Raw genomic sequence first — 12516 nt, 5'->3', positions numbered from 1 at the left:
CTTTTACTCCTGATTATTTCGCGGACTGACGGTATTGCTCAATTAACTCGATAAAGTGGTCGAACAGCGGCGCGGCATCGTGCGGGCCCGGGCTCGCTTCAGGGTGCCCCTGGAAGCTAAACGCCGGCTTGTCGGTACGATGAATCCCCTGCAGGGTGCCGTCGAACAGTGACTTGTGAGTCACGCGCAGGTTGGCAGGCAGCGTCGCTTCGTCAACGGCAAAGCCGTGGTTCTGAGCGGTAATCATCACTACATTGTTATCGATATCTTTAACCGGGTGGTTACCGCCGTGGTGGCCGAATTTCATCTTAATGGTCTTCGCGCCGCTCGCCAGCGCCAGCAGCTGATGGCCGAGACAGATGCCAAAGACCGGAATATCGGTGGTGAGGAATTTTTCAATCGCCGCGATGGCGTAATCGCACGGCGCCGGGTCGCCAGGGCCGTTAGACAGGAAAATACCGTCCGGATTCAGCTTAAGCACGTCTTCTGCCGACGTTTGCGCCGGAACGATAGTCAGGCGGCAGCCGCGGTCAACCAGCATCCGCAGGATATTGCGCTTGGCGCCGAAGTCATAAGCCACGACGTGGAACGGCAGATCGCTTTCCGCCTTCGCTTCCGGCAGGTCGCCTGCCAGTGTCCAGCTCCCCTGGGTCCAGGCGTAAGTCTCTGCGGTCGTGACCTCTTTCGCCAGGTCCATGCCGTTCAGACCAGGGAATGCCTGGGCTTTTTCCAGCGCCAGTTGGGCATCAAGATTATCGCCGGCGATGATGCAGCCATTCTGCGCCCCTTTCTCACGCAGTAAACGCGTCAGCTTACGGGTATCGATATCAGCAATGGCCACAATGTTATGGCGCTTCAGGTAAGAAGAAAGGTCTTCGGTATTGCGGAAGTTGCTGGCAATCAGCGGCAGGTCGCGAATGACCAGACCTTGTGCATGTACCTGAGAAGATTCTTCATCGGCGGCGTTGGTGCCGACATTGCCAATATGGGGATAAGTAAGAGTGACGATTTGGCGGGAATAGGAAGGATCAGTGAGGATTTCTTGATAACCGGTCATTGAAGTATTGAAAACGACTTCCCCAACCGCCGTGCCGGTTGCCCCGATGGCCCGACCGTGAAACTGGGTTCCGTCTTCCAGAACCAAAAGCGCTGACTTAATCAAAACATCCTCCAGAGAATATTCACTCACTTTATTTGCATATTAATTCAGACATAGATCTGAATCAATGCAAATTTTTGCCCGCAGAATTTTGGCAAACGGCGGCATTCTGGAGAGATGTCGGGTAAAAGTCAACTTAAAGCAGATATTTTTAACCTTATTTTACGCCACTGGCGCGTAACGGGCGATTTTTACGGTAAAAAGATCAACTAACCTGGTTGAGAAAACGCTTGCGGGCGTGGAAAACTGTAAAATCAGTCACCGGAGGGTAAAAAAGTGGACCAGATGGTCAAAATTTACAATCCAATAACCATAAATCATGAGATAAGTCAGATTTTTAAACCACTAACAAAGAAAAACAGTTCAAGATGGAAAAATAAAAAAGGGCAATAAAATATTGCCCTTTGCAATCAATCACATATTGAATGCAATAACCACATCACGATGGGTAATAATCATTATAAAGCATTCAGATCAAGCACATCTTTCATGTCAAAGAGACCACTTTTTTTGTCTTTCAACCACAAAGCAGAACGAACGGCGCCATTGGCAAAAGTCATCCGACTGGAAGCCTTGTGGGTAATTTCGATACGTTCCCCGATATCGGCGAACATCGCCGTATGTTCGCCGACGATGTCGCCCGCGCGAACGGTAGCAAAGCCAATGGTACCCGGAACGCGTTCGCCGGTATGACCTTCACGACTGTAGACGGCGCAGTCCTTCAGATCTTTGTTCAATGCCCCGGCGATCGCCTCGCCCATCGCCAGCGCGGTACCTGATGGCGCATCCACTTTATGCCTGTGGTGCGCTTCGATAATTTCGATATCGGTATAATCGCCCATCACCTTCGCCGCCTTCTCCAGCAGCTTTAACAGCACGTTGACGCCAACGCTAAAGTTAGCGGCAAAGACGATGGCAATGTCCTGCGCGGCATCGCTAATCGCCTGCTTTCCGGCATCATCAAAACCGGTGGTGCCGATCACCATCCCTTTGCCGTGCTGACGGCAGAAAGCCAAATGGTTGAGCGTGCCTTCCGGGCGAGTAAAATCGATTAAAACATCGAAATCATCGTTTACCGCCGCCAGGCTGCTTTGTACCGTAACGCCTGATTTGCCTGCGCCTGCCAGCTCGCCCGCATCGCTGCCCACCAGGCTTGAACCTTCGCGCTCCAGCGCCGCGCCAAGCGCCACGCCTTCCATCTGCAGCGCAGCCTGTATTAACTGGCGTCCCATCCGGCCTCCCGCGCCGGCGATGGCCACGCGGATTTGTGCATCTTGCATAGCTATTCTCTTTTGTTAACTTCACGTGAATTGTTTTCAGAGTAACCAGCCCGTTGCATAGCCGCTACTCAAAAACGCCGATAATTAGAAATTTATGACAAACGGCGGTCGATATCAGTAAAAACTATATGATTGTGCCGCGATTCGGCGTTTAAGTAGTGGAATTCGGGTGGGGGTACGGTAGCGCCCCGCCCGCGCGGTGCGGGCTAAGGCGTTGTTGTACTAAATCAAAGAGGGAAAAGCTCACCGGCGGGAAAAGCGGACAAAAACCAGGTTACCGCCAACAAATCGGCGCTGCCGCCGGGGCTGAGGTGGCGGGCAATCAGTTCGTCATCGAATTGACGCAACGCCTCCAGCCCGCCGTCAGCCATGACGCCGCCCTGCCACAACAGCCGCTGCGCCTCCTGCTGCACAAAGTTCAGGCCGGCAAGCCCGCCGCGTGAGACCAGATTGGTGTCATCATTCCACGCCATCAGATGCAGCAAGGTTTGCAGCAACGCCAGGTTGCTATCGCCAGTCTCTTCCATCATGCGGTTGAACACCGGTAGCGCCTGGGTTCGCACGGTACGAAAGCCGCTCTCAGCCTCGCCGCGGGCGCCGGAGAGACCATAACGTAGAAAATGGGCTTCGCCTTTGCTTAACGGTTCGCCGCTGGAAGCGGAGAGTTCTTGCATAACCATGCCGCGACAGAATCGCGCCACCTGGTCGCATAGCCGATGCTGTTCAATCGGCTCGCCTTTCGATACCAGCCTTCCCGCCGCCGCGCTCAGCAAACCGAAAGCGAAGATCGCCCCGCGATGGGTATTCACCCCGCCGGTGACCTCCAGCATATCGTTCTCACAGGCCATTCCCACTGGACGCAGCATCATTAACACCTGTTCCGGCACGATCGCCGCGGTATCGTGGCCCATGATGAAAAATTTCTCCATCCACGGCGCCACCACCGCGGTACTGGCCTCAAACGAGGCCAGGTCCATATCGTGATGGGCGCCAGCGTTACGAATATCCACCAACCCGGGCTTTGGGGTCAGGCGAACTTCGGTCAACAGCGCGCGCTCTACCGCGCTGACCACCTCTTCAGCGTTCAGCGGTTTCACGCGCAGCGAACGCTGCGGATTGATTAACACTTCGCTCATTGCCCTTCCCCCTCTGCATTTAGTCGCTGTTTTTCACCTGACGAATAACATCAAGCACGGAGCCATCGCGATAGCGCACCACCGCCACCACCCGATCGGTAAACTCGATCGGCTGCGGCTTGCCGGTTAGCAGTTCCGCACGCTGCTGCAGTTCCTCAATAGTCATCAGCGGAATGCCCGCGTTGCGCAAATTGTCGATCAGATCCTGGCGCGCCGGGTTTACCGCTATGCCGTGGTCGGTGACCAGCACATCTACGCTGGCTCCCGGCGTGACGCGGGTCAGCACTTTTTCCACGACGCAGGGAATACGGCCGCGAACTAATGGCGCGGTAATGATCGTCAAATCCGCGCCGGCGGCGGTATCGCTATGGCCGCCGGACGCGCCGCGCAGCACGCCGTTAGAGCCGGTCATCACGTTAACGTTAAAGTCGGTATCGATTTCCAGCGCGCTGAGCATCACCACGTTTAAGCGCTCGCAGGAGGCGCCTTTAGAACCCGGGCTGGCATACTGGTTGGTGGAGATCTCAACGTGGTTTGGGTTCTGCGCCAATGAACGCGCCGCGTCGCCATCGAACGATTGGGTATCGAGCAGCGTTTTAATCAACCCTTTTTCGTGCAGGTCAACCATCGTCCCGGTGATGCCGCCAAGGCCGAAGCTGGCGGTAATACCGTTACGGCGCATTTTATCTTCGAGGAAGCGGCTCACCGCCAGCGAGGCGCCGCCGGTACCGGTCTGCAGCGAAAAACCATCTTTAAAGTACCCGGAATGCTCAACGACTTTCGCCGCCTGGCGGGCGATCAGCAACTCACGCGGGTTGCTGGTCAGACGGATCGCGCCAGCGGTGATTTTTTCCGGATCGCCGACTTCGTCCACCTGGACTATCAGATCGACCTGATCCTGGGCGATACTGGCCGGATAGTTAGGATAATCCACCCACTCTTCGGTCAGCAGCACTACGCATTTGGCATGTTCCGCATCAACGCGCGCGTAGCCCAGCGAACCGCAGCGTGATTTACCGCTAAAGCCGTTGGCGTTGCCAAACTCATCGCAGCAAGGAACGCCGAGAAACGCGACATCAATCGACAGCTCGCCGTTTTGAATCAGCTGTACGCGACCGCCGTGGGAGTGGATCTGTACCGGGTTTTCCATCAAACCGGCGGAGATCTCCTCGCCCAACTTGCCGCGCAGGCCGGAGGTGTAGATCTGGCGGATCACGCCATTTTTAATATGCTCGATCAGCGGCCAGTGGGCGTCGATCAGCGAACTGGATGCCAGCGTCAGATCGCGAAAACCCATTTCCGCCAGCTTCGCCACTACCATATTGACGACTTTGTCACCGCCGCGAAACGCGTGGTGGAACGAAATGGTCATGCCGTTTTGCAAACCGGAACGACGAATCGCCGTTTCCAGCGAATCGCAGATTTTACGCTGACGTTTTTCGCTTTCGCTCGCCAACCACGGGCTTTTCGCCGTCACGCCCGCATAAGGCGCTAACCCTTCCGGCATCACGTACTGCTGATTAAGCATTGTTACTGTCTCTTTCATCTTATTCCCCTTAATCACGAATACCGGAAGCCGAGAGCGCCACCACTTTGCGAGCATGGTCGATAATCGGTCCATCGATCATCTTGCCGTTCAGCGATACCACGCCAAGACCTCGCGTTTCGGCTTCTTCCGCCGCGGCAATCACTTCCAGCGCGTGATCGACCTCTTTGCGCGTCGGGGCATAGACCTGATGCAGGAGTTCAATTTGTCGTGGGTTAACCAACGATTTGCCGTTAAAACCGAGGTTTTTGGCCAGATTCGCTTCCGCCAGGAAGCCCTCTTCGTTATTGATATCCGACCACACCACGTCATAGGCGGCGATGCCGGCAACGCGCGCGGCATGCAGTACAGCGCAGCGGGCGTAGAACAGTTCAGTACCGTCGCCGCGGGAGGTGCCCATATCCATGACGTAATCGAAGGCCGCCAGCGCGATCGCCGCCAGACGCGGGCTGGCGCGGGCGATCTCCACCGCGTTCACCACGCCCAGCGCCGACTCGATCGCCGCCATTAACTTGGTGCTGCCCACTTCCCGGCCGCACTCGCGTTCAATCCGCTCAACATGCGCTTCCAGCTCATGGATATCTTCTTTGCTGTCGGTTTTCGGCAGACGCACCATATCCACGCCCGCGCGGACTACCGCTTCAAGGTCGGCGAGACCGAACGGCGTATTCAGTGGGTTAATGCGCACCACGGTTTCGATATCCTGATACAGCGGATGCTGCAGCGCCTGATGCACCAGCAGGCGGGCGGTATCTTTTTCGCGTAGCGAAACGGCATCTTCAAGGTCGAACATCACCGCATCGGCGCCGTAAACGAATGAAGTGCTTAACATGGCGGCATTAGCGCCAGGGATGAACAGCATACTGCGACGTGGTTTCATAGCTGGCTCCATTGTAATTGGGACTGTTGCGCCGCGCGCAGCGCCGCGGCCTGTACGCGGGCCCGCAGTACGCACTCCAGCGCGCCTTTATCATCGACCACCACGTTGGCCTGCTTCACGCCAAGCTGCGCCAGCGTTTCTCTAACTACCTGCTCAATTGCGGCGCCAAACTGCTGTTTCACAATGCTGTCGATTTCCAGCTGAATGCCCGGCTGCGCCGCCGGTCCAATCCTGACCATCACATCGCTGGATTCCAGCGTGCCGGCCAGGGCGTCAATCTTCATTTCCATAGGGGAAAATCCTTAGTTAGGGCATAAAAATCAGGCGGTTTGATGTTCGCTTTCCGCCAGTTGCATCAGAAAAGAGAGGGTCCCCGGCGGTACCAGCGCCGCTACCGCCTGCCAGTTGCGCTGTCGATAGAGTTCGCGCACTCGGGAGGCCGACACGGGTCCGCCATTTTTTTCGATTCGCGCCAGCTCAACCACTTCAATGGGCGGCGCGTCGCCTGGCGCTTCCAGCAGGGACTTCATGCGCTGGTTGTAATTACGGGTCAGGGGACACAGCGGCTCGGTGCCAACAAAGCGATGGGTAATCTGTAGCGCCGGGGCCAGACGTTCGCGGAAGAGCTGCAGGTCAATCTGGCTGTGGCAGTCATCAACCACCCCCTGCTCTTTCAGGAAATAGCCGGGGAACGTCGCCCGCGAGATCAGATACGCCGAACCGGGGTGCAGCGTCACCTTATCGATGCCGGTAATCCCCTGTTCAATGAGTTTGAAGCGATCGTGATAGGAAAAGCAGGACGCATCTTCTTTGACCACAAACAGATGTAGCCAGTCGCACTGGCTGGCCGCCTGTTCCACCAACCAGCGGTGGCCAAAGGTGAAGGGGTTGGCGTTCATCACGATAGCGCCGATTTTTCTTCCCGGCTGACGGTACATCGCCAGCTGTCGGCAGTAACGAGTCAGTCGTTCGCGGCTATTTTCCATTAGCACGGCGCGGTCGCCCGCCTGGGCTATCGGCCAGAAGCCGGCGCCGGAAAATAGCGCGGCATTGCAAGGTTTAGTGAACAAAAACAGTTCGCTACGCCCCAGTTCATAGGCCAGCGTCAGGAGCTCGGTCAGTAATTTAAGGCTCAGCCCTTCCCCCTGCAGCGAGGGATCGATGGCAATACATTTCAGCACATTGCCGGCGATAGCACCGCAGCCGACCAGCCGCTGTTGATACTCGGCGACGATCGCCATTTCACAATCGGCTTCTAACGACAGCTGATGCTGGCGAAGAAACCGATCGATCGCTTCTCGCCGCGGTTTATCTTTTAATAGCTGAACGCGTTTTAATATCAGAGTCATTTTTAGCGCTTCGTTATTCCAAAACGAACTGTATTTCGCCAGCGTTCGGCTGTTGATACTTGTATTTAAGTCACAGTTTTTCTCGTGGCTTAATTGTCTTTATGGTTTTTATGTTGTTAATTAATTCAGCATCATTAAACCAATTAAATTAATAAAAAACACGAGTATTCAGTGAAGGTAATCACACCTTACCACTAAAGCTATTTATTACTATGCGCCGGTATTATTACTCCATCAATAAACAGGAAAACGTTTATGACTAACATGAGTCAGGCTCCGGCGACGGAGAAGAAGGGCGTTAGCGACCTGCTGGGATTTAAAATCTTCGGCATGCCGCTTCCCCTTTACGCGTTTGCGTTAATTACGCTATTACTTTCACATTTTTATAACGCTTTACCCACCGACATCGTCGGCGGTTTTGCCATCATGTTTATCATCGGCGCTATATTCGGTGAAATTGGCAAACGCCTGCCAATATTCAACAAATATATAGGTGGTGCTCCAGTAATGATTTTCCTGGTAGCCGCTTATTTTGTTTACGCCGGTATTTTTACGCAGAAAGAAATCGATGCTATCAGCAACGTTATGGATAAGAGTAACTTCCTTAACTTATTCATCGCGGTATTAATTACCGGAGCAATTCTGTCGGTGAACCGCCGCCTGCTGCTGAAATCACTGCTCGGCTATATTCCAACCATCCTGATGGGCATTGTCGGCGCGTCTATTTTCGGCATCGCTATCGGCCTGGTGTTCGGTATTCCGGTGGATCGCATCATGATGCTGTATGTCCTGCCGATCATGGGCGGCGGCAACGGCGCGGGCGCGGTTCCGCTGTCGGAGATCTATCACTCCGTCACCGGTCGTTCTCGCGAAGAGTACTACTCAACCGCTATCGCTATTCTGACCATCGCTAACATCTTCGCCATCGTCTTTGCCGCCGTCCTCGATATCATCGGCAAAAAACACACCTGGATGAGCGGCGAAGGCGAACTGGTGCGTAAAGCCTCGTTCAAAGTCGAAGATGACGAGAAAGCGGGACAAATCACGCATCGTGAAACCGCCGTCGGTCTGGTGCTTGCCACAACCTGTTTCCTGCTGGCGTATGTCGTCGCGAAGAAAATCCTGCCAAGCATTGGCGGCGTTTCGATTCACTACTTCGCGTGGATGGTGCTGATCGTTGCAGCGCTGAACGCCTCCGGCCTGTGTTCACCGGAAATCAAAGCCGGCGCCAAGCGTCTGTCTGATTTCTTCTCTAAACAGCTGCTGTGGGTACTGATGGTCGGCGTCGGCGTCTGCTACACCGACCTGCAGGAAATCATCAATGCCATCACCTTCGCTAACGTCGTTATCGCCGCCATTATCGTTATCGGCGCAGTGCTCGGCGCGGCGATCGGCGGCTGGATGATGGGCTTCTTCCCAATTGAATCAGCGATCACCGCTGGCCTGTGTATGGCTAACCGCGGCGGATCCGGGGACCTGGAAGTTCTGTCCGCCTGTAACCGTATGAGCCTTATCTCTTATGCGCAAATCTCCTCCCGTTTGGGCGGCGGTATTGTGCTGGTCATCGCCAGCATCGTGTTCGGCATGATGATTTAACCCATACGCACGATGGCGCCGTTGAGCGGCCGAAGCAGTTGACCCAGTCAGGGACCAGCGCCGGGGGCGGCTGCGGGAAATCCACCCTGCTCCTTAGCCGGAAGCGTCGACAAGCTCGCCAACCAACGCGCCATCGTGCCCTTATTCGAGATTTTTTATGACTGATGCCGTTCTGTTAGGCGAAGGCTTCACCCTGATGTTCCTCGGCATGGGCTTCGTGCTGGCGTTCCTGCTGCTGCTCATTTTCGCCATCCGGGGAATGTCTCTCGCCGTTACCCGTCTGTTCCCTGAGCCGCCTGCCGCGCCCAAACCGGCGCCTGCGGCCGTCGCGCCCGCCGACGACTTCGCCCGTTTAAAGCCGGCGATTGTCGCCGCCATTCACCACCATCGCCGCCTTAATTCTTAATTCACGGAGGAATTCATGACCGTTGCCATTACCGATGTCGTCCTGCGCGACGCCCACCAGTCCCTGTTCGCCACCCGTCTGCGTCTCGACGATATGCTGCCTATTGCAGCTGCGCTCGATGAGGTCGGCTACCGCTCCCTCGAATGCTGGGGCGGCGCCACCTTTGACGCCTGCATCCGCTTCCTCGGCGAGGACCCGTGGGTCCGCCTGCGCGAGCTGAAAAAGGCGATGCCGAAAACTCCGCTGCAGATGCTGCTGCGCGGCCAGAACCTGCTCGGCTACCGCCACTACGCCGATGACGTGGTGGAGCGCTTTGTGGAGCGCGCCGTCAAAAACGGCATGGACGTCTTCCGCGTCTTTGATGCCATGAACGACCCGCGCAACATGCAGGCCGCCCTGCAGGCGGTCCGCCGCCACGGCGCCCACGCCCAGGGCACCCTCAGCTACACCACCAGCCCGGCGCACACCCTGCAGACCTGGCTCGACCTCACCGAACAGTTGCTGGAGACCGGCGTCGACTCCATCGCCATCAAGGACATGTCCGGCATCCTCACCCCGCATGCCGCCTTTGAGCTGGTCAGCGAAATCAAAAAACGCTATGACGTCACCCTGCACCTGCACTGCCACGCCACCACCGGCATGGCGGAGATGGCGCTGCTGAAGGCCATTGAAGCCGGCGTCGACGGCGTCGATACCGCCATCTCCTCGATGAGCGCCACCTATGGCCACCCGGCCACCGAAGCGCTGGTGGCCACCCTCGCCGGCACGCCGTACGACACCGGCCTCGATATCCACAAGCTGGAGAGCATCGCCGCGTACTTCCGCGAGGTGCGCAAAAAATACCACGCCTTCGAAGGCCAGCTGAAAGGCACCGACAGCCGTATCCTGGTCGCCCAGGTGCCGGGCGGCATGCTCACCAACCTCGAAGGCCAGCTGAAGCAGCAGAGCGCCGCCCACCGTCTGGATGAAGTGCTGGCGGAAATCCCCCGCGTGCGCGAGGACCTCGGCTTCATCCCGCTGGTGACCCCGACCTCGCAGATTGTCGGCACCCAGGCGGTGCTCAACGTGCTGGGCGGCGAACGCTACAAAACCATTGCGAAGGAGACCGCCGGTATCCTGAAAGGCGAATACGGCCACACCCCGGCGCCGGTTAACGCCGCCCTGCAGGTGCGGGTGCTCGACGGCGCCGACGCCGTCACCTGCCGCCCGGCGGATTTACTCAAGCCGGAGCTGGCGGAGCTTGAAGCCGACGTCAAACGCCAGGCGCAGGAGAAGGGCATCACGCTTGCCGAAAACGCCATCGACGACGTGCTCACCGTGGCGCTGTTCCCGCAAATCGGCCTGAAGTTCCTCGAAAACCGCCACAACCCGGCGGCCTTTGAGCCGGTGCCGCAGGTGGAAGAAGCCACCTCTGCCGCGCCGGCAAAAGCCGCCGCCTCCGGTATCTACACCGTCGAAGTGGAAGGCAAAGCCTTCGTGGTCAAGGTCAGCGACGGCGGCGACGTCAGTCAGCTGACGGCGACCACCCCGTCTTCCGCACCGGTTCAGGCTGCCGCCCCGACTGGCGCCGGCACCCCGGTGACCGCGCCGCTGGCGGGCACCATCTGGAAGGTGCTGGCCAGCGAAGGCCAGGCGGTGGCGGAAGGCGAGGTGCTGCTGATTCTGGAAGCCATGAAGATGGAAACCGAAATCCGCGCCGCGCAGGCCGGTACCGTACGCGGTATCGCAGTGAAATCCGGCGATGCGGTGGCGGTCGGCGACACCCTGCTGCAGCTGGCGTAAGGACGAGGAGCGCAAATGGAAAGTCTGAACGCCCTGATTCAGGGCATGGGGCTGATGCACCTGCAGGCCGGCCAGGCCGCGATGCTGCTGGTCAGCCTGCTGCTGCTGTGGCTGGCGATTGCTAAAAAGTTCGAGCCGTTACTGCTGCTGCCGATTGGCTTCGGCGGCCTGCTCTCCAATATCCCGGAGGCCGGGCTGGCGCTGAGCGCGCTGGAAAATCTGCTGGCCCATCACGACCCGGTCCAGCTGGCGGTGATTGCCGCGAAGCTCAACTGCGCGCCGGACGTCCACGCCATCAAGGAAGCGCTGGCGCTGGCCCAGCCGTCGGTACAGGGGCAGATGGAGACGCTGGCGGTGGATATGGGCTACTCCTCCGGAGTGCTGGCCATCTTCTATAAGGTGGCGATTGGCTCGGGTATCGCGCCGCTGGTGATCTTTATGGGCGTCGGGGCGATGACCGATTTCGGCCCGCTGCTGGCCAACCCGCGCACCCTGCTGCTGGGGGCGGCGGCGCAGTTCGGGATCTTCGCCACCGTGCTCGGGGCGCTGACGCTGAACTACTTCGGCTTCATCCACTTCACCCTGCCGCAGGCGGCGGCCATCGGCATCATCGGCGGCGCCGACGGCCCGACGGCTATCTACCTGTCGAGCAAGCTGGCGCCGGAGCTGCTGGGGGCCATCGCGGTGGCCGCCTACTCCTATATGGCGCTGGTGCCGCTGATCCAGCCGCCGATCATGAAGGCGCTGACCAGCGACAAAGAGCGGAAGATCCGCATGGTGCAGCTGCGTACGGTGAGCAAACGCGAGAAGATCCTCTTCCCGGCGGTGCTGTTGCTGCTGGTGGCGCTGCTGCTGCCGGACGCCGCGCCGCTGCTGGGGATGTTCTGCTTCGGCAACCTGATGCGCGAAAGCGGCGTGGTGGATCGGCTGAGCGACACGGTGCAGAACGCGCTGATCAATATCGTCACCATCTTCCTCGGACTGTCGGTGGGGGCCAAGCTGGTGGCGGACAAGTTCCTGCAGCCGCAGACGCTGGGGATCCTGCTGCTGGGGGTGATCGCCTTCTGCGTGGGCACCGCCGCCGGGGTGATCATGGCGAAGCTGATGAACGTGTTCAGTAAACACAAGATCAACCCGCTGATCGGTTCCGCCGGGGTGTCGGCGGTGCCGATGGCGGCGAGGGTATCCAACAAGGTGGGTCTGGAAGCGGACGGGCAGAACTTCCTGCTGATGCACGCGATGGGCCCGAACGTGGCCGGGGTGATCGGCTCGGCGATCGCCGCCGGGGTGATGCTCAAGTACGTGCTGGCGATGTAAGCCGGCATCCTTCCCGGATGGCGGCTGGCGCCTTATCCGGGCTACCGGTCCGCTCCGGTTTGTAG

At 58.0% G+C, this 12516-nt stretch carries 11 protein-coding genes; 4 read left to right on the top strand and 7 right to left on the bottom strand.

Going from position 1 to position 12516, the window contains the following annotated elements; translation table 11 throughout:
- Nucleotides 1–13: 13 nt before the first annotated feature.
- The 7 genes from carA to citC all read right to left on the bottom strand — a co-directional run bounded on the left by carA (nucleotide 14) and on the right by citC (nucleotide 7350).
- Entirely contained in the window at nucleotides 14–1162 is a 1149-nt protein-coding gene (gene carA / locus ABLV08_RS09260; RefSeq protein WP_015704367.1) for a glutamine-hydrolyzing carbamoyl-phosphate synthase small subunit, read from the bottom strand.
- 455 nt (nucleotides 1163–1617) lie between these two features.
- Entirely contained in the window at nucleotides 1618–2439 is an 822-nt protein-coding gene (gene dapB / locus ABLV08_RS09255; protein ID WP_015704365.1) for a 4-hydroxy-tetrahydrodipicolinate reductase, read from the bottom strand.
- Between the two features lie 227 nt (nucleotides 2440–2666).
- Nucleotides 2667–3575 carry a triphosphoribosyl-dephospho-CoA synthase CitG gene (gene citG / locus ABLV08_RS09250; RefSeq protein ID WP_015368305.1) on the bottom strand — a complete coding sequence of 303 codons (909 nt, stop codon included), beginning with the start codon at nucleotides 3573–3575 and terminating at the stop codon, nucleotides 2667–2669.
- A gap of 19 nt (nucleotides 3576–3594) precedes the next feature.
- Entirely contained in the window at nucleotides 3595–5121 is a 1527-nt protein-coding gene (gene citF, locus ABLV08_RS09245) for a citrate lyase subunit alpha (RefSeq protein WP_015368306.1), read from the bottom strand.
- A gap of 10 nt (nucleotides 5122–5131) precedes the next feature.
- Nucleotides 5132–6001 carry a citrate (pro-3S)-lyase subunit beta gene (gene citE / locus ABLV08_RS09240; RefSeq protein ID WP_015368307.1) on the bottom strand — a complete coding sequence of 290 codons (870 nt, stop codon included), beginning with the start codon at nucleotides 5999–6001 and terminating at the stop codon, nucleotides 5132–5134.
- Nucleotides 5998–6291 carry a citrate lyase acyl carrier protein gene (gene citD / locus ABLV08_RS09235; protein ID WP_012542888.1) on the bottom strand — a complete coding sequence of 98 codons (294 nt, stop codon included), beginning with the start codon at nucleotides 6289–6291 and terminating at the stop codon, nucleotides 5998–6000. Before citD ends, citE begins: the two co-directional genes overlap by 4 nt.
- Nucleotides 6292–6321: 30 nt before the next feature.
- Nucleotides 6322–7350, bottom strand: a complete 1029-nt coding sequence (gene citC / locus ABLV08_RS09230) for a [citrate (pro-3S)-lyase] ligase (protein ID WP_046883337.1) — start codon at nucleotides 7348–7350, stop codon at nucleotides 6322–6324.
- A 255-nt stretch (nucleotides 7351–7605) separates the two neighbouring features.
- Between citC and citS the strand changes: the two genes are divergently transcribed.
- The 4 genes from citS (at nucleotide 7606) to ABLV08_RS09210 (ending at nucleotide 12451) form a co-directional block, all read left to right on the top strand.
- Nucleotides 7606–8946 carry a citrate/sodium symporter CitS gene (gene citS, locus ABLV08_RS09225; RefSeq protein WP_015368309.1) on the top strand — a complete coding sequence of 447 codons (1341 nt, stop codon included), beginning with the start codon at nucleotides 7606–7608 and terminating at the stop codon, nucleotides 8944–8946.
- Nucleotides 8947–9103: 157 nt separating this feature from the next.
- Nucleotides 9104–9352: an oxaloacetate decarboxylase subunit gamma gene (locus ABLV08_RS09220; RefSeq protein ID WP_015703617.1), complete on the top strand. Its 249-nt coding sequence runs from the start codon at nucleotides 9104–9106 to the stop codon at nucleotides 9350–9352.
- A 15-nt stretch (nucleotides 9353–9367) separates the two neighbouring features.
- Nucleotides 9368–11134 carry a sodium-extruding oxaloacetate decarboxylase subunit alpha gene (gene oadA / locus ABLV08_RS09215; RefSeq protein WP_348855771.1) on the top strand — a complete coding sequence of 589 codons (1767 nt, stop codon included), beginning with the start codon at nucleotides 9368–9370 and terminating at the stop codon, nucleotides 11132–11134.
- Between the two features lie 15 nt (nucleotides 11135–11149).
- On the top strand, nucleotides 11150–12451 hold the full coding sequence (locus tag ABLV08_RS09210; protein WP_348855770.1) for an oxaloacetate decarboxylase subunit beta: 1302 nt from the start codon (nucleotides 11150–11152) through the stop codon (nucleotides 12449–12451).
- The last annotated feature ends 65 nt before the right edge of the window (nucleotides 12452–12516 follow it).

The organism is Klebsiella sp. CN_Kp088, assembly GCF_040064335.1.
GTDB classification, from domain to species: Bacteria; Pseudomonadota; Gammaproteobacteria; order Enterobacterales; family Enterobacteriaceae; genus Klebsiella; species Klebsiella aerogenes.
The sequence above is the reverse complement of the archived record's forward strand: the minus strand, read 5'-3'. Positions and strand labels throughout refer to the sequence as shown.

Excerpts from the sequence above, each read along its gene's own strand:
- citE (WP_015368307.1), bottom strand. The coding sequence starts at position 6,001 with ATGAAACCACGTCGCAGTATGCTGTTCATCCCTGGCGCTAATGCCGCC.
- citD (WP_012542888.1), bottom strand. The coding sequence starts at position 6,291 with ATGGAAATGAAGATTGACGCCCTGGCCGGCACGCTGGAATCCAGCGAT.
- dapB (WP_015704365.1), bottom strand. The coding sequence starts at position 2,439 with ATGCAAGATGCACAAATCCGCGTGGCCATCGCCGGCGCGGGAGGCCGG.
- citC (WP_046883337.1), bottom strand. The coding sequence starts at position 7,350 with ATGACTCTGATATTAAAACGCGTTCAGCTATTAAAAGATAAACCGCGG.
- ABLV08_RS09220 (WP_015703617.1), top strand. The coding sequence starts at position 9,104 with ATGACTGATGCCGTTCTGTTAGGCGAAGGCTTCACCCTGATGTTCCTC.
- citF (WP_015368306.1), bottom strand. The coding sequence starts at position 5,121 with ATGAAAGAGACAGTAACAATGCTTAATCAGCAGTACGTGATGCCGGAA.
- oadA (WP_348855771.1), top strand. The coding sequence starts at position 9,368 with ATGACCGTTGCCATTACCGATGTCGTCCTGCGCGACGCCCACCAGTCC.
- ABLV08_RS09210 (WP_348855770.1), top strand. The coding sequence starts at position 11,150 with ATGGAAAGTCTGAACGCCCTGATTCAGGGCATGGGGCTGATGCACCTG.
- citS (WP_015368309.1), top strand. The coding sequence starts at position 7,606 with ATGACTAACATGAGTCAGGCTCCGGCGACGGAGAAGAAGGGCGTTAGC.
- citG (WP_015368305.1), bottom strand. The coding sequence starts at position 3,575 with ATGAGCGAAGTGTTAATCAATCCGCAGCGTTCGCTGCGCGTGAAACCG.